This is a genomic window from Streptomyces sp. NPDC044061 (assembly GCF_056434305.1).
In genome coordinates, this window is the sequence record NZ_JBWKFL010000049.1 from 1 (window position 1) to 17,738 (window position 17,738).

General features: G+C 71.9%; 16 protein-coding genes and 1 riboswitch. Of the genes, 7 read left to right on the top strand and 9 right to left on the bottom strand.

Annotated elements, in window-relative coordinates; translation table 11 throughout:
• Window positions 1-391: 391 nt before the first annotated feature.
• The 5 genes from AC07CM_RS42430 to AC07CM_RS42450 form a co-directional block, all read right to left on the bottom strand.
• Window positions 392-949, bottom strand: coding sequence for a hypothetical protein (locus AC07CM_RS42430; RefSeq protein WP_478881893.1), 558 nt, complete (start codon window positions 947-949; stop codon window positions 392-394).
• Window positions 950-962: 13 nt separating this feature from the next.
• Window positions 963-1,847 carry an amidase domain-containing protein gene (locus tag AC07CM_RS42435; protein ID WP_478881894.1) on the bottom strand — a complete coding sequence of 295 codons (885 nt, stop codon included), beginning with the start codon at window positions 1,845-1,847 and terminating at the stop codon, window positions 963-965.
• 305 nt (window positions 1,848-2,152) lie between these two features.
• Window positions 2,153-3,781, bottom strand: coding sequence for an alpha/beta hydrolase (locus tag AC07CM_RS42440; protein WP_478881895.1), 1,629 nt, complete (start codon window positions 3,779-3,781; stop codon window positions 2,153-2,155).
• A 219-nt stretch (window positions 3,782-4,000) separates the two neighbouring features.
• The gene (locus AC07CM_RS42445) at window positions 4,001-4,240 is read right to left on the bottom strand and encodes a hypothetical protein (protein WP_478881896.1); all 240 of its coding nucleotides are present in this window, start codon (window positions 4,238-4,240) and stop codon (window positions 4,001-4,003) included.
• 12 nt (window positions 4,241-4,252) lie between these two features.
• Window positions 4,253-4,609: an ArsR/SmtB family transcription factor gene (locus AC07CM_RS42450; protein ID WP_478881897.1), complete on the bottom strand. Its 357-nt coding sequence runs from the start codon at window positions 4,607-4,609 to the stop codon at window positions 4,253-4,255.
• Between the two features lie 80 nt (window positions 4,610-4,689).
• Window positions 4,690-4,877, top strand: a riboswitch (cobalamin riboswitch).
• Window positions 4,878-4,904: 27 nt separating this feature from the next.
• Between AC07CM_RS42450 and nicT the strand changes: the two genes are divergently transcribed.
• The 3 genes from nicT (at window position 4,905) to AC07CM_RS42465 (ending at window position 11,282) form a co-directional block, all read left to right on the top strand.
• Window positions 4,905-6,014: a Nickel transporter NicT gene (nicT, locus tag AC07CM_RS42455; protein ID WP_478881898.1), complete on the top strand. Its 1,110-nt coding sequence runs from the start codon at window positions 4,905-4,907 to the stop codon at window positions 6,012-6,014.
• Window positions 6,015-6,507: 493 nt separating this feature from the next.
• Window positions 6,508-7,401 (top strand): glycosyltransferase family 2 protein, encoded by an 894-nt coding sequence (locus AC07CM_RS42460; protein WP_478881937.1) that lies wholly within the window; start codon window positions 6,508-6,510, stop codon window positions 7,399-7,401.
• Between the two features lie 404 nt (window positions 7,402-7,805).
• Window positions 7,806-11,282: an AfsR/SARP family transcriptional regulator gene (locus AC07CM_RS42465; protein WP_478881899.1), complete on the top strand. Its 3,477-nt coding sequence runs from the start codon at window positions 7,806-7,808 to the stop codon at window positions 11,280-11,282.
• Window positions 11,283-11,289: 7 nt separating this feature from the next.
• Here the strand turns inward: AC07CM_RS42465 and AC07CM_RS42470 are convergent, their stop codons facing one another.
• Both AC07CM_RS42470 and AC07CM_RS42475 read right to left on the bottom strand, forming a co-directional pair.
• A complete protein-coding gene (locus tag AC07CM_RS42470; protein WP_478881900.1) occupies window positions 11,290-12,972 on the bottom strand; it encodes a bifunctional 3'-5' exonuclease/DNA polymerase in 1,683 nt (560 codons plus the stop codon).
• Window positions 12,973-13,083: 111 nt separating this feature from the next.
• A complete protein-coding gene (locus AC07CM_RS42475) occupies window positions 13,084-13,854 on the bottom strand; it encodes a Clp protease N-terminal domain-containing protein (RefSeq protein ID WP_478881901.1) in 771 nt (256 codons plus the stop codon).
• A gap of 147 nt (window positions 13,855-14,001) precedes the next feature.
• Here AC07CM_RS42475 and AC07CM_RS42480 point away from each other — a divergent pair, with 147 nt between their 5' ends.
• Complete coding sequence (locus tag AC07CM_RS42480; RefSeq protein ID WP_478881902.1) at window positions 14,002-15,108, top strand: DUF2786 domain-containing protein; 1,107 nt, start codon at window positions 14,002-14,004, stop codon at window positions 15,106-15,108.
• Between the two features lie 7 nt (window positions 15,109-15,115).
• Here AC07CM_RS42480 and AC07CM_RS42485 read toward each other — a convergent pair whose 3' ends face one another.
• Both AC07CM_RS42485 and AC07CM_RS42490 read right to left on the bottom strand, forming a co-directional pair.
• Window positions 15,116-15,637 (bottom strand): DUF4232 domain-containing protein, encoded by a 522-nt coding sequence (locus AC07CM_RS42485; protein WP_478881903.1) that lies wholly within the window; start codon window positions 15,635-15,637, stop codon window positions 15,116-15,118.
• A gap of 90 nt (window positions 15,638-15,727) precedes the next feature.
• Window positions 15,728-16,213, bottom strand: a complete 486-nt coding sequence (locus AC07CM_RS42490) for a hypothetical protein (protein ID WP_478881904.1) — start codon at window positions 16,211-16,213, stop codon at window positions 15,728-15,730.
• A gap of 236 nt (window positions 16,214-16,449) precedes the next feature.
• On the opposite strand from AC07CM_RS42490, the gene AC07CM_RS42495 reads away from it, so the two are divergent.
• The 3 genes from AC07CM_RS42495 to AC07CM_RS42505 are packed head-to-tail and all read left to right on the top strand — an operon-like array spanning window position 16,450 to window position 17,649.
• Window positions 16,450-16,824: a VOC family protein gene (locus AC07CM_RS42495; protein ID WP_478881905.1), complete on the top strand. Its 375-nt coding sequence runs from the start codon at window positions 16,450-16,452 to the stop codon at window positions 16,822-16,824.
• 7 nt (window positions 16,825-16,831) lie between these two features.
• The gene (locus AC07CM_RS42500) at window positions 16,832-17,179 is read left to right on the top strand and encodes an ArsR/SmtB family transcription factor (RefSeq protein ID WP_478881906.1); all 348 of its coding nucleotides are present in this window, start codon (window positions 16,832-16,834) and stop codon (window positions 17,177-17,179) included.
• Window positions 17,176-17,649, top strand: coding sequence for an SRPBCC family protein (locus AC07CM_RS42505; protein WP_478881907.1), 474 nt, complete (start codon window positions 17,176-17,178; stop codon window positions 17,647-17,649). Before AC07CM_RS42500 ends, AC07CM_RS42505 begins: the two co-directional genes overlap by 4 nt.
• The last annotated feature ends 89 nt before the right edge of the window (window positions 17,650-17,738 follow it).

The window sequence follows — 17,738 nt, forward strand, 5'->3', positions numbered from 1 at the left end:
CCCGTAGACTACCCCCGTGCTCCCGCCCCTCTCAAGCTAACGCCTGCGGGACGGGGGGTGGGACCCTGGCGGCCCCTGGGGCCCCCCCCCCGCCAGTGCGGTCAGGCCGAGTCGGCGCCGACGTACGAGTCCCAGTCGTGTTCCCCGTACGCACCGTAGTGGCGGGTGAAGGACAGCTTGCCGAGCAGCTTGGCGATCATGATGTTCACTCCTCTCGCCTGTCTGAGCTCTCCCCGCTGAGGGTTCGCTGAAGAAGCCCCCATCGGCATCAAGTGCCACGTAGGCCATATTGCCACATATGTCAATTTGGCCTACGTGGACTTTCAGTCGCGCGCATGGATATGACGCGCCTGCTTCCGGGCCGAACCCACAGCCCCGGGTGCTCCTGTGATCAGGTGTTCTTCCTCCTGGAGCCGGTTCCCCCCGGCTCCTTCGGCGCCCAGCCGGGAGCGTGGGTGGCGTCCTTGAAATCGGTCGACTTCATCAGGATCCGCCAGTCCTCCTTGCCCGCGTCGCCATCGAGCCGAACGGTGAACTCTTTGACCTGGTGGGTGTCATGGAAGTACAGGACCACGACTTGGCGCTCCGAGCCGTCGTCATAGAAATCGCCTGTCACTTTGCCGCGGGCGCCGGCACCGAAGCCCTTGATCCAGTTGGCGGCCGTCTTCCGGGCATCCGTCTCGCTGCCGTCGCTGGTCGCCAGCTTGCGGAGTTCGTCCGTCCTGCCGTCGGCGATGTCCCACACGAGCTTCTGCACCACCAGCAGAGAGCCGGTGGACGGGTAGCCGACCACGTGCAGCGCTTCGTGGTCGGCGTACGCCTGCTCGTAGGACGCGCCGGGTCCTCTGGCATCAGCAGAGCTGCTGTCCAGGACGGAGCATCCAGCCGTCAGGACCATTGCTGCTGCCAGCCATCCGGCCGCTGTGTGACTCCGCTTCAACCTCGGCATCTCAACGTCCCTGCTACCCACGGTCCTTGGGCCTGACGATCGTGACCTTCTCGATCGGGTTCGAGGTGTGACTGTACCGTTCGAGCACCTCGTGCAGGGTTGTCTCATTCTTCAGGCCGTGCTGCACGATCCTGGCGTGCCCCTGCACCATGGCCGACACGATCGCCACGTGGTTGTAGACCCGCTCCCTCTTCCACTTGAAGAAGACGAGATCCCCCACCTTGGCGTTGTACTCGTGCGGAATCATCGCGGAGTGCCGCCACCTGGTCACGTGCCGCCGGAGGTAGTCCGCACTCGTCCAGCTCCAGCTCTTGCCGAACCCGTACCTGCCCTGCCACCACGCGTTGTCCGCCTTGCGGCCGCCGGGGCGCATCTGCATCCCGCCCCCGTGGTACAGGGCCTTCGAGACGAAGTTCGCGCAGTCGGTCCTGTACTCCCACCTGGTGTCCAGGTTGTTGTATGCCCAGTTGGCCGTTCCGTTGCCGGAGATCGCCGCAGCTGCCGAGGCCGACTCCGCCGACGTGGGCACCGGATCGGCGGCAGGGCCGTAGATGCCTTCGTCGATGAGCGGCTGCGGTGCCTGCTCCTGGTCGGCGGGGATGTTGCCGTTTGCGTCGGGCAGGTGCGGATCGGCTGAAGGCGCGGGCCAACCATTTGTGGTCCACACCGCGTCGGGAACATCTGCGGAGGCGGTGTCGGAGACCTCTGTGGCGGCGTCGCCGGAAACGTCTGTGGCGGCGTTGTCGGCAGCCTCCGTGGTGGCGTTCGCTGTTCCCGTGATGGTGCCGGTGGCGTCGGGAACGTCCGTGGCGGCGTTCGCTGTTCCCGTGACGGCGCCGGTGGCGGTGAGGGCGAGCACTGCTGCGCACGTGATCGTGCGGCCGAGCTTGTTACGCAAGAGTCGGGTTCCTTCCCCCTGTGAACGGTTCCCGGCCGCCAGTGTTTCGGTCGAGGCGGCTTCGGGATCCATTGAGGTTACCCATGAGTAGCCATGATGGGGGAGCGAATTTTGGACCTTTGGCCGAATCTGTACGGATTGGCCAGTAATGTCTGCAATGGTGGCCGGCAGACGTGGCACACCCTGTGGGAGGACGGAGGAGCGGACGCGCGGGTTCCTGGTTGGCCGGTTTCAAGCGGCCTCCGAGCAAAGCGGCTCGTCCCGGAACCCCGGCTCGGATCTCCTCCGTCCTGGGGTGCTCTCGTTCAGGCGCGTCTCTCGTGGGCCGTCCCGCCACCTCCGGTGGCGATGCCGCCGCTCGGCTTCGGCGGGGCGAAGGGGGGCGTGTCCGGACGGCATGTCGTTCCGGTCGGGGGGAGGGTGCCGTCGATGAGGTAGCGGCTTTCGTGGCCCTTGACGCAGTTGCTGGGGTTTATCAGGGCCGTGTGCCCGTATCCGTCGTTGGTGAGCAGGCGGGCGTCTGCCAGTTCCTGGACCATGGCCCGGGAGCCCGAGTAGGGAGTGGCGGGGTCGTAGACGGTGCCGACCACCAGGACGGGGTGCGCCGTGGGTTTGTTCCACGGGCCGCGGTAACGGTTCGCGGCGACCGCCGGCCAGGTGGCACATCCCTCGGCGTTCCATGTCCAGTAGCGTCCGGCGTCACCCGCACGGCGGGCGCCGGCCTCCTCCAGAGCGTGGTAGGCGCCGGGGTCGCGTGGATTGGGGCTGTCGCCGCAGAACACCGCGGCGGCCTGTTCCTCGCCCAGGTACGGATCCGGATTCGGGACTGGTGGGGCGGGCGGGGGTGGGGACGGCTTCGGGGTGCGGCCCTGCCACAGGTCCTGCAGCCTGCCGGCCAGGTCCGTCCAGCCGGGGTGAACGACGTAGAGGCTGTTCACCACGTCGGCGACCGTGCCGGCATAGGTCGACGTGCCCACGGGACGTTTCCGGAGCCGCCGCATCAGCTGGTCGAACTTGTCCCGGGTCGCTTTCGGGCTGCCGGCGGAGAAGGCGCAGCGGGCGGTGGTGGTGGACCCGCACAGGGCGAGGAACCTGTCCAGGGTCGCTGCCGCGGAGCGGTCCGAGCCCAAGCGCAGCAATGCCGTGAGCCGGGCGTCGTCGGAGGCGTGATTCGTCCAGGCCTGCGGGTCCCAGTTGCTGTCGAGGACCATGGCGCGCACCTTGCCCGGGAAGAGGTTGGCGTAGGTGGCGCCCAGGAACGTGCCGTAGGAGATCCCGAGATAGGTGAGTTGGGACTCGCCCGCCGCCCGGCGGAGCTGGTCGAGGTCGCGAGCGGTGTCGGCGGTCGAGACATGACGCAGGAGCTCGGGGTCTCGCCGCTCACAGCGCCGGGACAGGTCCTTGTACGCGGCGGTCCAGGCCGTCCGCTCCTTTTCGCCCACCGGGAAGCCCGCCGGTTTGCTCGCGCTCCAGGCGGCGGCTGCTTCGCGGCTCGCGAAGCAGTTCACCGCAGTGCTGCTGCCGATGCCGCGGGGGTCCCAACTGACGATGTCGAACCGCTCCCGCACCTCGCGCGGGAAGGACGCGTAGTTCTGCGGCATCTGGACCGTTCCCGGCCCGCCGGGTCCGCCGGGGTTGAAGAACAGGGTGCCGATGCGGCGGCCGGGGTCGGTCGCCCTCCGTTTGACCACGGCCAGGTCGATGGTGCGGCCACCCGGGTTGCCGTAGTCCAGCGGCACCTTCGCGGTCGCGCAGTCGAACGGGCTGCCTTGAACGCACTGTCTCCAGTCCAGCTTCGGGGCCGGCACCGAAGGTGTGGGCGCGCCGCCGACCGCGGCGAGGTCCTGCCCGCTCAGAACGGTCGAGCAGGTCACCAACACGGCGACGAGCGCGGCACGACCCCGACGGCCCGCTGTCGGTCCGGATATGCCCATGCCTTGTCCCTCCACGGCTGAGCGCCGGACGCCCCGCTGTGTCGGGCGTCGGCACGCATTCCGCGTCAACGGCACCGCGGCCCGGCAGCGCACGCGAACCGACGGCGGCCAAATGGCCGAACCACCGTCACCGTGTCGCCTGCGGCGAAACCCGTAGCCCCCGGCCCGCTCCCGGCCTCGGTGACCCGAACACCCCGGACACCTCCGGACCAGGAGGGATCAGCCCGCGGTCATGCCCCGCTCCGGCCACCGGGACCGCTCGTCGTAGACGGCATTGATCTTCCGGGATGCCTTGAGGAAGGTGTGGTCGACGGCGCCGTCGTCCGGCCGGGCCGTGCGCGTGTGCGTGTGCGTGTTCATGGTCAGGAGCCGGGGCATCTCCGCCGGGTCCTCACCGAAGGAGTGGCGGACGACCGACCCGTCCTCGGACTCCTTCTTGAAGTGGACGAGGGAGGCCATCGTGCCGAGCCTTCAGCCGCCGGACACGCAGTGCCGCAGCAGCCCGGAGATCGATGTGTCGACCAGGCGGTAGCGCACGACCCGGCCGTCCTTCTCGCCCTCGACCACGCCCGCGGTCCGCAGCAGGCGCAGCGCCTGCGAGACGGCGGTGTCCCTCATCCCGGTGGCGACGGCGAGGTCGGAGACCGCGATGGGGCCGGCCTCGTGGAGGGCGAGCAGCAGGGACAGCCGTCCGGGATCGGAGAGCAGCGAGAAGCGGTCCGCCCAGGCCCGTACGCGCTCGGGCTCGCCGACCGCGGCGATGGCGTCGCACACCCGATGGCCGTCGATGGTGCGCTGCCCGGCACGTTCCGCGGGGACGAGATGCATGGAGCCATCATCGCAGGGCACCGCCGCAGGCCTCCATACCTGTTCAGATGTGCAGCCTTGCAGCCACGGCCCACGCCCTTCTAGGGTGAACGGGCCGTGGTGTTCGGGAAGACCGGTGACAGCCCTCAGGGGCTCAGTCCGGAGCGGCCCTCGCCACTGTGATCGGGAAGTTCCCGCCCCCTACACGCCACTGGCCGCACGGCCGGGAAGGCAGGGGCGGGCGCGTCGACCCGTCAGCCAGGAGACCGGCCACGGCATCACGAAGCTGATCCACGAGGTGCTGGAGCGTGACCGTATGACCGTGTCCGAAGGCGTGCCCGAAACCACCGCCGCCCCGTCCTTCCGCTGGCGACGCGAGGACACCGTCCGGACCGCCGGCCTCCTGGCCGTGATCGTCGCCCTGCACGTGGTCGCGTTCGGCATCCTGTTCCTGCTCGTGATACCGCGTCACTACGAGGTCGGCACCAAGGCGTTCGGCATCGGCCTGGGCGTCACGGCGTACACGCTCGGCATGCGGCACGCCTTCGACGCGGACCACATCGCGGCGATCGACAACACCACCCGCAAGCTGATGGCCGACGGCAAGCGGCCGGTGTCGGTGGGCTTCTGGTTCGCGCTCGGCCACTCCAGCGTGGTGGTCGTCATGGCCGTGCTGGTCGCCGGCGGCGCGAAGCTCGCCGGCACCCTGATGAACGACGGCTCCCGGACCCACCAGGTCCTCGGCACGGTCGGCACGACGGTCTCCGGCTCCTTCCTGTATCTCATCGCCGCCCTCAACCTCGTGGCGCTGCTGGGGATTCTGCGCGTCTTCAAGGCGATGCGGTCCGGGCGTTACGACGAGGCGGAGCTGGAGGCCCACCTCGACTCGCGCGGCTTCATGAACCGCCTGCTGGGTCGGCTCACCAGGTCCATACGCCGGCCCGGCCAGATGTTCCCTCTCGGCTTCCTCTTCGGCATCGGCTTCGACACCACGACGGAGGTGCTGCTCCTCGCCCTGGCCGGCAACGGCGCCGCCGCCGGACTGCCGTGGTACGCGGTCCTGTGCCTGCCGTTGCTGTTCGCGGCCGGTATGAGCCTGTTCGACACCCTCGACGGCACGTTCATGAACTTCGCGTACCAGTGGGCGTTCTCCAACCCGGTGCGCAAGGTGTTCTACAACCTCACCATCACCGGACTGTCCATCGCGGTGGCCTTCTTCGTCGGCACGATCGAACTGGTCGGCGTCCTGCACGACAAGCTCGGTCTGCGCGACGACGTCACGGGCTGGATCGCGGGACTGGACCTGGACAACGTCGGTTACGTCATCGTCGGCCTGTTCGTGGTCGTCTGGGCCGTGGCCGTAGGGTACTGGCGCCTGGCCAAGGTCGAGGAGCGCTGGACCGCTCGCGCCGCCGACGTGGGCTGACGGCCTCCTCGCCTACGGCGGCTGCCGCCGTCAGATCCGGTGCGGAGCGGCCATCACGGCGGTGACGGCGGTGGGCGCGGCCGCACCCGGACGGACTCGACGCGGTGCCCGAAGTGGAACGTGACATCTCGAGGCCTTTCCTACCGTGGGGGGAGAGGACCGTGGCGTTCCCCGGACGGGGGAGCGGGCCGGGCGGCCGGTCGTGATCCGAGGGGCGCCCACTGCCGCCGCGTCGTGGGGGGCGCTCGGAAGAGAGGGCGGTGTCGAAGCGGTGGCAATGGCTCCTGCCAGGAGTATTGGGCGCTCGTCGACGCGGCAGCCATCTGGGTTGACCCATCCGCGCCGGGAAAGGCGCGGACAAAACCGCAGCAAAGGGGCCGCAAAGTGAATCCACGTCAGGTGAACCGGCGCCTCTGAGGCAACATCTTGGTGAACGGCGAGCGCCGCGCGGTCAGGACGCCGGTGCCGTCGTACGCCGGATGGGGTGAGGGACGTGGTGGAGCCGAGGATCGCCGTCGCCGTGGTGACCATGGGCAACCGGCCCGCCGAAGTCGACGCCCTGCTGGAGTCCGTGGCCAAGCAGGACGTGGCCCCCGCCCGCATCGTCATCGTCGGCAACGGCTGCCGGCTGCCGGAGTTCGCCCGGCGGCTGTCCCTGCCGGGCGAGGTCACCACCATCGACGTCGAGGAGAACCTCGGCTGCCCGGGCGGCCGCAACGTCGCCCTGGCCCGGCTCCGTGAGTACGGCGACGTCGACATCGTGGTCGAACTCGACGACGACGGGCTGCTCGTCGACGCCGACGCGCTGCGCCGGGTGGGCGAGCTGTACGCCGCCGACCCGCGCCTCGGCATCGTCGGCTTCCGGATCGCCGACGAGCACGGCGAGACCCAGCAGCGGCACGTGCCCCGGCTCGGCAAGTCCGACCCCCTGCGCGGGGGTTACGTCACCGGCTTCCTCGGCGGCGGGCACGCCTTCCGCATGGCGATGCTGGCCGAGACCGGGGACTGGCCCGCCGAGTTCTTCTTCGCGCACGAGGAGACCGACCTCGCCTGGCGGGCCGCCGACGAGGGCTGGAGGATCCTCTACGCCCCCGAACTGCTCCTGCGGCACCCCAAGACCTCACCGGCCCGGCACGCCATCTACTACCGCGTCAACGCCCGCAATCGGGTGTGGCTCGTCCGGCGCCGGCTTCCGCTGCCGCTCGTCCCGGTGCACCTGGGGGCTTGGACGCTGCTCACCCTCGCCCGCACCCGTTCCCCGGCCGGGCTGCGGGCCTGGTTCGGCGGGTTCGCGGAGGGGCTGCGGGAGCCGGCCGGCGAGCGGCGGCCGATGCGCTGGCGGACGGTGTGGCGGCTGACCCGGCTGGGGCGCCCGCCCGTCGTCTGAGCGAGGGGCACGGAGGGTACGGGACAGGACCCCGGTCGTTCACCTCCGCCGACCGGGGCCCTTCTACGTCCCCGGACCAGGCCTGCGGCGACACTCCCCCGAGTTACGCGACATGACGCGCGCGCCGTCGGGCCGGATCCGATGGAAAGATCACATCAGGGCTCACCAACGGATCGCTAACATGTGGCCAACGGTTCGTCCGCAGGTCGAGGACCGGTTGGCCAGAAGTCGCCGGACGGCGGCCGCGGTAAGCCGGAACCCTAACGGATTCCGACCCCCACCGGCAGGGGGAAGGTGGCGGGAAACTGTGGCGGACGGGGCGGAATTCCGCCAGGGAACGGTGGGCGCGTGCCCGCCGCGCGGCACGGTCACGGGATCGTGCGGGAAGGCAGTGGGGCGGCGTGATGCGGCGGTGCGAGCTGCGCTTCGGACTGCTGGGGCCGCCCGTCCTGTACGACCGACAGCCGTACGGGATTTCGTACGGCGGCCCCGACGAACCCGGTGACGTCGGCAGCACCCCTGACCACACCCCCGACAACGTCGTCCGCGCCATTGGCAGCCCCAAGGTCCGTGCCCTGCTCACCGCGCTGCTGCTGGAGGCCGGCCGGGTCGTGTCGGTCGAGTCGCTGAAGGACGCCCTGTGGGGCGGCGCGCCTCCCGCCTCCGCTCAGGCGTCGCTGCACAACCACGTCACCCGGCTGCGCCGGCTCCTGGACGACCCCGAGCGGCTCAGGGCCGTCGCGCCGGGCTATGTGCTGCGGGTGGACGAGGGTGAGCTGGACGTGCATGTCTTCGACGCCCGGGTGGCCGAGGCGCGGACGGCGCATGGCCGGCGTGACTGGGCGGGAGTCGTGCGCCCCTGCGCGGCCGCGCTGGCGCTCTGGCGCGGCACGCCGCTCAGCGGGTTCCCCGCCGACTTCGGCGGCTTCGCGTTCGTGCAGCGTCTGGAGGAGGCGCGCCGGCTCCTGGTGGAGTGGCGGTACGACGCCGAACTCGCCCTCGGCGGGGCCAGAGTGGCCGGACTCGTCCCGGAACTGGCGGCCCTGGTAGCCGAGCATCCGCTGCGCGAGGCATACCACCGTCAGCTGATGCTCGCCCTGCACCGCACCGGCCGCCAGGCCGAGGCCCTGGCCGTCCACCGCGACCTGCGCGCCCGCCTGATCGAGGAACTCGGCATCGAGCCCGGCCCCGCGGTCCGCCAGGCCCACGTGGAGGTACTGCGCGACTCCACGCCATCGGGGCCTGCGGATTCCCCCACCATCACCGAGCCGATGTCCACCGACGGCGAGCGTCCCGTCCACAGCGCACCCGCACTCGCCGACGGCGAGCGTCCCGTCCACAGCGCACCCGCACCCGTCGACGGCGAGCGTCCCGTCCACAGCGCACCCGCACTCGCCGACGGCGAGCGTCCCGTCCACAGCGCACCCGCACCCGTCGACGGCGAGTATGCCGCCCCCAGCACACCCGCACCCGCCGACGGCGCTTCCGCCCCACAGGGGCCACCCGCACTCGACGACGAAACCAGCACGGGTGGTGCGGGTGGGAACTCGATCCCGGCCGAAGGCCGGGCACCCACCCACACACCCGCACCCACCCACGAACCCGCAACCACCGACACAGCTGCACCGGCCCACACGCCCGCACCGGCCCACATACCTGCACCGGCCCACACACCTGCACCGGCCCACACACCCGCACCGGCCCACACGCCCGCACCGCACACGCCCGCACCGGCCCAACTACCACCACAACCCGCACACTTCACCGGCCGAGCCACAGAACTCAGCGACCTGCACCACACCCTCGCCAACCGGCGGAGCCAACTCGCCGTGATCAGCGGCATGGCCGGCGTAGGCAAGAGCGCCCTCGCCCTGCACGTGGCCCACGGCCTGCGGGAACGCTTCCCCGGCGGCCAGCTGTACGTCAACCTGCACGGCGCCACACCCGGCATGACCCCGCTCACCTCGGCCCAGGCGCTCGCCGCCCTGCTGCGCGACCTCGGCGCCGAACCCCGCAGCATCCCCGAACACCCCGACGCCGCAGCCGCGTTGCTCCGCTCACTGCTCGCCCCCGCCCGCATCCTGCTGGTGCTGGACGACGCGGCGAGCGCGGCCCAGGTGCGCCCCCTGCTGCCGGCCGGCCCCGGCTGTGCCGTGATCGTCACCAGCCGCTCGCCCCTGACCGCCCTGGACGGCGCCCGGCGCTTCCCGCTGGGCCCGCTGACCGGCGAGGACAGTGCGGCGCTGCTCCGAGCGGTGAGCGGACGCGAGGGGCTCGGCGCAGGACACGCGCTGGTCGAGCTGACCGGCAGGCTTCCGCTCGCGCTGCGGGTCGTGGCGGCCCGGCTGGCCGCCCGCCGGGCCCTGACCCCGGACGTGCTGGCCGGCCAACTCGCCGCCACCGAGGACCGACTGCACCACCTGGAGTACGACGACCTGAGCGTCCGCCGCTCCCTCGCCGTCGCCCACGACGCGCTGGCCGCCGCCGAGCGGGAGGCGGACCGGGACGCGGCCCTCGTTCTGCGCCGCATCGGAGCCCTCGACCTGCCCACCTACGGCGCCCCGCTGGTCGCCCGCCTCACCGGCACCGACGCGCGCCGCGCCGAGGCCGCCCTGGACCGACTGGTCGACGTGGCCCTGCTGGAGGAGACGGAGTACGGCCGCTACGCCCCGCACGACCTGGTGCGTGACTTCGCCCGCGAACTGGCCGGCCAGGCCCCCGCGGCGGCCACCGGCGCCGACCCGGACCTCACCGCGCTGCGCTGGTACGCCGCCGCCGCCGAGCGGGCCCTCACGGCCGTCGTGGAGCCCGGCCTCGACCAGGAGGACCGCCGTCGGCCCACCGCCGCCCAGCCGCCCGAGCACGCGGCGGACGTGGCGGACCTGGACTCCTTCGAGTCCGCCGAGAGGGCGTTCGCCTGGGGCGATGTGGAGCTGGAGAACATCGTCGCGCTGGTCGAGCGCAACGCCGACACGGACGACGAGCGCCGCAGGGCCCATCTCTCGGTTCTCGTACGGCTGTTCTTCCCCTATGTGCAGCGCAGCGGCCGGGTCGCCGAGATGGAGGTACTGGGACGGGCCGGGCTGTGTGCCGCGCGGCGGCTCGGGGACGCGCCGGCCGAGGCGTACGCCCTGGGCGACCTCGCGGGCCTGCACTTCCTGACCGGCCGGCAGAACGACGCCCTGATCCTCACCGACCGGGCCCTCGCGATCTGGCGGCGGCTGGGCGCGCTGTCCAGGATCCGGCGCTGTCTGAACAACCGCGGGCTGCTGCTGGAGGGGCTCGGCCGGTTCAAGGAGTCCGGCGACGCGCTCCGCCAGAGCCTCACGTACTCCCGGCAGCTGAACGACCCCTACGGCGAGGCGGTCACCCACAGCCACCTCGGCAACCTCCACGAGCACACCGATCCGCGTGCCGCCATCGAGCAGCACCGGCGTTCACTGGCGATCGGGGACGCGATCGGAGCGGTCATCGTGCAGCACTCGGCGCACTGCAACATCGGCTACGCCCACCTCACGCTCGGCGAACCGGCGGCTGCCGCACGGCACTTCGAGGAGAGCCTGCGCATCCTCGGCGGCCACGGCGACTGGCACGGCGAGTCGCAGACCCGACTCGGTCTGGTGCGCGCGCTGCGCCGGCTGGACCAGACCGAGCGGGCGGCCGGCGAGTGCGCCGAGCTGCTGCGCCGGGCCGACGCCCGCGCCGACCGCTACATGGGCGCTCTCGCCCGCCACCAGCACGGTCTGCTGCTGCGCGAACAGGGGCGGCGGGCGGAGGCGTACGACACCTGGCGCGCGGCTCTCGCGGCGCTGGACGGCACGGACGAGCAGGCGGTCCTGGAGGAGCTGCGGGAGCTGCTTTCCGACTGCTCCGTCCCGTGACGGGCGCTCACTTGGCGTCGGCGTAGCACTCCACCACCGCCGTCGTGAACGGGAAGCGCACCGGCGTCTCGCCGAAGGTCAGCCGCCCAGCGAGGCCGGAGGCCTCCCGGATGGCCCGCACCACGGTGTCGGCCTCCTCGGCGGGGCAGTGCACGATCACCTCGTCGTGCTGGAAGAAGACCAGCTCTGCCTCGAGGTCCGCGCAGGCCCGGCGGAGCGCGGCGAGCAGCAGCAGGGCCCAGTCGGCGGCGCTGCCCTGCACGACGAAGTTCCGCGCGAAGCGGCCCCGCGCGCGGGAGTTGCTCGAAGAGTGGCCGGGGACCCACGACCCGCCGGAGTCGTCGTCGCCGACGGGGATGCCCGCCTCCTCCTCCGCCTCCTCGCCCGTCCCGGCGGCGGGTGGGCAGGTCCGGCCCAGCCAGGTGCGCACGAGCCGGCCCTCCTCCCCGGCCCGCGCGGCGTCGTCGACGTACGCCATCGCCCTGGGAAAGCGGCGGCGCAGCGCCGCCAGGTTCTTCAGGCCGTCGCCGGAGGTCTGGCCGTAGACCGCGCCGAGCACGGCGAGCTTGGCCTGGTCGCGGTCCCCGGAGAAGGCGCGGTCGGAGACGGACTGGTAGAGGTCGCTCTCCCGGCCTGCCACCTCCATCAGACCGGGGTCGCGGGAGATCGCCGCCAGCACGCGCGGCTCCATCTGGTCGGCGTCGGCCACGACCAGCCGCCAGCCGGGGTCGGCGACCACGGCCCGCCGGATCACCTTGGGGATCTGCAGCGCGCCCCCGCCGTTGGTCACCCAGCGCCCGGTGACCGTGCCGCCGGCGAGGAACTCGGGCTGGAAGCGGCCGTCGCGGACCCAGTCCTGCAGCCAGGACCAGCCGTGCGCCACCCAGATGCGGTACAGCTTCTTGTACTCCAGCAGCGGTTCTACCGCGGGGTGGTCGACCGAGGCGATCTCCCGGCGGCGGGTGGACCTCACCTTGATCCCGGCCTGGGCGAAGGCCTTGACCACGTCGGCCGGCAGGTCGGGCCGGACCCGGCGGCCGAAGGCCGCGGACACCTCGTCGGCCAGCTCGGCCAGGCGGCGCGGCTCGCCCCCGCCCGCGTACCGCTCGCCGAGCAACCGGTGCAGCAGCTCGCGGTGGGTCTCGGCGCTCCAGGGGAGGCCGGAGCGGTTCATCTCGGCGGCCACCAGCATCCCGGCCGACTCGGCGGCGGTCAGCAGCCGCATCCGGTCGGGGTGGGCGGTCTTCTCGTGCCGCCGCTGCTGGTCGGCGTGGACGGCGATGAGGTCCGCGAGCGGCAGGCGGGCACCGGTCGGCTCGAACAGCGGGGACTGGGCGCCCGGTTCGGCCGGGCGCTGCGGCGGGTCGGGCGGTACGGGGCCGCCGCGGAGGCGGGCCAGGGCGGCGGCGGCCGAGCGTGGCTCGCCGTACCGGCCCTCGTGGCCCAGCAGGAGTGTTTCGGCGTCCTCGACGTCGTAGCACCGCTCCACTCGCACCCCCGTGGCGAGCAGACGCGGGTAGACCTCGGCGGTCGACCGCCACACCCAGCGCGTCACCTCCGGACGGCTCCGCACCGCCCCGGCGAGATCGGTCTCCCGCCGGACCGGGCCGGCGGGCAGCCCGTCCGGGCCGAGGGGGGCGACGTCCACGCCACCGTCCTCGGCCGGCGCGAGAGCCCACCGGTCGGTCATGACAGCGAGTGTGGCAGGCGGCACTGACAATGGGCTTGACCTGCGGATCCTTCTACTGGAGCAGGATCTTCGGGATCGCTCCCGGTGGCGTGGTCCGCTCCGCACCCGGGCTCAGTCCGCCGACTTGTCCGTCGCTGCCTGCTCCGCGTCCGCCGCCGCCGTCTTCTGCTCCAGCAGCAGCGCCAGCACCCTGCCGACGTACTCCTCGGTCGCGGCCTTGGTGATGCCGAGCCCGCTGAGGACGCCCTCGCCGTTCTCGTGCTCCAGCAGGGCCAGCAGGAGGTGTTCGGTGCCGATGTAGTTGTGGCCGAGGCGCAGGGCCTCGCGGAAGGTGAGCTCCAGGACCTTCTTGGCCTCGGGGCCGTAGGGGATGAGGTCGGGGACGTTCTCGGCGGCCGGCGGGAGGGCGGCGGTCGCGGCCTGGCGCACGGAGTCCAGCAGGACGTCCTGCTGGGTGATCGCCTTCGCGGCCAGGCCGTCCGGCTCGGCCAGCAGCCCGAGGACCAGGTGCTCGGGCCGGCCCTCGGGGTTGCGGGCCGCCACCGCCTCGTTGTGGGCGGCCATGACCACGTTCCGCGCGCGCGGGGTGTAGCGGCTGAAGCCCTGGCTCGGGTCGAGGTCGGCCGACTCCTTGGGCACGAAGCGCTTCTGTGCCGCCTGGCGGGTGACGCCCATGCTCCTGCCGATGTCCGTCCAGGACGCGCCCGAGCGGCGGGCCTGGTCGACGAAGTGGCCGATCAGATGGTCGGCCACGTCGCCGAGGTGATCGGCGGCGATCACCGCGTCCTGGAGCTGGTCGAGGGGTTCGGGGTGAACCTTCTTGATGGCCTCGATGAGGTCGTCGAGGCGGACGGATGCCGTGATGTTCGGGTTGGTCGCCATGTGTCAACCGTAGGTTGCCACCCCTAGGGTGTCAACCGATGGTTGACAGGTGTCCCGTGATGGCGGCCGGCCCTCCGCGGTCGAGGCTGTCCACAGGATGTGGACGACCTCGGCCCCCTGTCGGTGCCGCGTGGCACGATCGACAGCGTGACCAGCACCGCCAGCACCGTCGAGCGGGCCTTCCGGGCCGCCCTGTACGACGACACCGACACCGGACTCGACACGGGCGCGTCCCTGCTCGCCGCCGACCCGGGCGAGGACGCCGAACTCACGCGCCGCGGCGAGGAGTTCGTCGCGACGGCCTGGCAGCGCGGCTGGCAGCCCGCCGATGTCGTGCGGCTCGTGCGGCGTGACCTGGAGGGGGTCCACATACGCCTGGCCGCGGGACTGATCCGGGCCCAGGCCGGGCGGGACCGCCCGCGCGGGCGCCGCTGGGCCGGCCAACTGGAGGCGCTGCCCGAGGACCCCGCGCGCACCGGCGACCGCTTCTCGCACGCCACCGCCGTCCTCCAGCTGTACCGCCTACTGCTCCGTCTGCCCGCCCTGGAGCCCCTCGAAGAACCCCGGCGCGAGCACGGGCCGGCCGCCTCCCGCATGCTCACCCGGATCCGCGCCCTGCTCGCCAAGGCCGAGGCGACCGGATATCCGGAGGAGGCGGAGGTGCTGAGCGCCAAGGCGCAGGAGCTGATGGCCCGGCACAGCGTCGACGAGGCGCTGCTCGCCGCCGGTGCCCCCGCGCCGGACGCGCCCGGCGCCTGCCGCATCGGCATCGAGCCGCCGTACGAACAGGCCAAGGCGGTGCTGCTGGACGCGGTCGCCACCGCCAACCACTGTCGCGCGGTGTGGAACGAAGCGCTGGGCTTCTCCACGGTCGTCGGCTTCGAGGCGGACCTGGAGGCGGTCGAGCTGCTCCACACCTCGCTGCTGGTGCAGGCCACGCACGCGATGGCCGGGGCCGAGGCCGCCCAGAGAGCCGGCGGCCGCAAGCGGACCAAGACCTTCCGGCAGTCGTTCCTCGCGGCCTACGCCCACCGGGTGGGCGACCGCCTCGCGGCCGCCGCCGAGACCCAGGTGACCGAGGACCTGCTGCCGGTCCTCGCCACCCGCGAGGTCGCCGTCACCGACCGGCTGGAGCGCATGTTCCCGCAGACCACGACGACCCGGCTGCGGGGCGTGAGCGACGCGGCGGGCTGGACGGAGGGCGCGGCCGCGGCGGACCGGGCCCAGGTCAGGGCCCGCCCGCGGCTCGAGTGAGGCGGCCTCAGTCCCCGGCCTGCTGGAAGGCGCTGACAAAGGCGTTCGGGTCGCTCTGGCTGCTCTTGCCGGCGATCGGCCCGTACTTCCAGGGGATGTCCTGGGCGGCGTCGCCGCCAGGCAGGGTGACCTTCATCGACGTGGCCTTCAGGGTCTTCGCGTCGCCGTCCTTGCCGCGCACATAGGTGACCGTGAAGGTCGCCGAGTCGCCTTTCGCGAGCTTCAACTGCTGCGCCTTCGCCCCCTGCTGGGGCTTCAGGGCGACCTTGAGGCCGGGCTGGTACACCTCGACCTTCGGGAAGCCCTCCAGGGTGCAGGGCGCGCTCTGGTTGGTCATGCTGACGACCACCTGGCCGGTGTCCCCGGCCGCCGGTGCCACGCTCGCGGAGCCGGCCTGTACGGAGACCTTGCCGACCGCGCAGCCCGACCCGGACTTGCTCTTGCCGCCGTCGCTCCCGCCGCCGTCGTCGCAGGCGGTCAGGGCAAGGGCGGCGGCGAGAGCGGTGACAGTGAGCGAAATGGCGCGCATGAGCTGGTCCCATCGAGTTCGTGACGGTCTCCACGCATCATGGCGTCTGCGCCCGGGGCGCGTTCACGCGCCCCACCGCAATTCACCGATTCACTGCTTCAGGGCGGTCGGCAGCCCGGAGGGCAGTTTGCCGCCCGCGGCCTTGGTGTAGGTCTCCTGGCCGAGCTTGCCCGACCAGGTCACCCGCATGCCGTCCCCGCTCACCGAGTCGACCATGCCGGTGCCCCGGTCCTTGCTGCCGTCGGTGCAGGTCAGATGGATCATCTGCATGCCTGCCTCGCTGCCCGCCGCACCGCTGCACACGGTCCCGCCGGTGGCGAAGAGCCCGGCCTTCCTGCCGTCGATCACCAGGGCCACGACCGCGCCCTTGCTGGTGGTGATCCAGCTGCCCTGGAGCTTGCCGGAGGCGCCCGTCACCGCGCCGGCGCCGGAACCCGCGGTGGTGGTCGGGGTCGCGCTCGGGGTTGACGAGGAGCCGTCCTCGGAGCCGCCTCCGCTGCACGCGGCCAGCGCGAGCGCTCCCACCAGCCCCGCGGCCGCGGTCGCGGTCCGCACCCTTGCAGTCGCCGTAGTCACGTCAAGCTCCCAAGCTGTAGCGGGCCGGCCGCCCCGCGGGCCGTTCGACCCGTACCGGACGACAACCCCCCGGACCGGAGGGACCGCAGCAAGTTACCAGCCGTTACGAGGGGCACTTCCGGACACCGGGAAGGAATCCACTGCGCGTCCGCTCGCGCGGGACCACCGCGACCGGTCATCAGGTAGGGGATTTCCTACGCTTGACTCGTAGGATTTCCCCTACCTATTCTCCTGGCATGACCATCACGCACGCCTCGTTCGTCACCCTTCCCGTCTCCGACCAGGACCGCGCCCTGCGCTTCTACACCGACGTCCTCGGCCTGGAGGTCACAGCGGACCGGGATCTGCCCCAGGGCCGCTGGCTGCAGGTCGCCCCCCGGGGCGCGCAGACCGTCTTCACGCTTTCGGGTCCGGGGATGGGCGGTTTCGAGCCCGGCTCCGCGCGGGGGATCATGTTGGTCACGACCGACGTCGACGCGGACTGCGTCCGCCTCGCCGCGGCGGGGACTCCCGTGCAGGGGCCGGACGAACTCCCCTGGGGGCGGATGGCCTCCTTCACGGACCCCGACGGCAACGGTCTGATGCTGCTGACGGAGAAGGAAGGCTTCTGACCGCTCCATGAACGGGACGGGTACCGCCGCCGAGGACCGCGTCTTCGCCGCGCTCGCCAACGCCACCCGCCGCGAGGTGCTCCGGCTGCTGCGCGAACGCGGGCCGCAGCCCGTGCAGGCGCTGGCCGACCACTTCGACATGCGCCGCCCGAGCCTCTCGGAACACCTCAAGGTGCTCCGGGAGGCCGGCCTCGTCTCCGAGCAGCGCTCCGGCCGGCAGCGCATCTACCGCCTCGAGGCGGCCCCGCTCGCCGACGTGCAGGACTGGCTCCATCCGTACGAGCGGTTCTGGCGCGAGAGGCTGAAGGGCCTCGGCGATCTGCTCGACCGCATGCCCGACGATGACCAGCCATGAGCACAGCACCCGACGGTGACGCCGACGACCTCACCACGATCCGCGTCGCCCAGTTCTTCCCCCACCCGCCCGCCAAGGTCTGGCGGGCCCTGACCGACCCCGTCCTGCTGGCCCGCTGGCAGATGCCGGGCGCCGAGGACTTCCGGCTCGAGGTCGGTCACCGGTACCGGATGACCTCGGTCCCGCGTCCCAACGCCCGCTTCTCCGGTGTCGTAGAGGTCCAGGTCCTCGCCTACGACACCGAGCGGATGCTGTCCCTCCGGTGGGCGGATGCCGATCCCGCCAATCCCACGGACTGGACCATTACCTGGACCCTGGAACAGGAAGGGCGCGGTACGCGTCTCTTCCTAGTGCACGAGGGATTCGATCCGGACGACCCGGCGCAGATGATGGCGCGGAAGATCATGGGCGGAGGCTGGAGGGGGCATGTGCTGCCTTCCCTTGGGCAGACGCTGGAACAGCTTCGGTAAAGCACACGTCAAAGCTGTAATCGCGGGACCACCCCGCGTGCACGTGCATCTGCTCATGCATCTGCACATGAACAGGGCTATGATCCGGG

Bases quoted from the DNA above. Each gene is read 5' to 3' on its own strand.
- AC07CM_RS42430 (WP_478881893.1), bottom strand. From the start codon at position 949: ATGCCGAGGTTGAAGCGGAGTCACACAGCGGCCGGATGGCTGGCAGCA.
- AC07CM_RS42440 (WP_478881895.1), bottom strand. From the start codon at position 3,781: ATGGGCATATCCGGACCGACAGCGGGCCGTCGGGGTCGTGCCGCGCTC.
- AC07CM_RS42445 (WP_478881896.1), bottom strand. From the start codon at position 4,240: ATGGCCTCCCTCGTCCACTTCAAGAAGGAGTCCGAGGACGGGTCGGTC.
- AC07CM_RS42450 (WP_478881897.1), bottom strand. From the start codon at position 4,609: ATGCATCTCGTCCCCGCGGAACGTGCCGGGCAGCGCACCATCGACGGC.
- nicT (WP_478881898.1), top strand. From the start codon at position 4,905: ATGACCGTGTCCGAAGGCGTGCCCGAAACCACCGCCGCCCCGTCCTTC.
- AC07CM_RS42465 (WP_478881899.1), top strand. From the start codon at position 7,806: ATGCGGCGGTGCGAGCTGCGCTTCGGACTGCTGGGGCCGCCCGTCCTG.
- AC07CM_RS42470 (WP_478881900.1), bottom strand. From the start codon at position 12,972: ATGACCGACCGGTGGGCTCTCGCGCCGGCCGAGGACGGTGGCGTGGAC.
- AC07CM_RS42475 (WP_478881901.1), bottom strand. From the start codon at position 13,854: ATGGCGACCAACCCGAACATCACGGCATCCGTCCGCCTCGACGACCTC.
- AC07CM_RS42485 (WP_478881903.1), bottom strand. From the start codon at position 15,637: ATGCGCGCCATTTCGCTCACTGTCACCGCTCTCGCCGCCGCCCTTGCC.
- AC07CM_RS42495 (WP_478881905.1), top strand. From the start codon at position 16,450: ATGACCATCACGCACGCCTCGTTCGTCACCCTTCCCGTCTCCGACCAG.
- AC07CM_RS42500 (WP_478881906.1), top strand. From the start codon at position 16,832: ATGAACGGGACGGGTACCGCCGCCGAGGACCGCGTCTTCGCCGCGCTC.
- AC07CM_RS42505 (WP_478881907.1), top strand. From the start codon at position 17,176: ATGAGCACAGCACCCGACGGTGACGCCGACGACCTCACCACGATCCGC.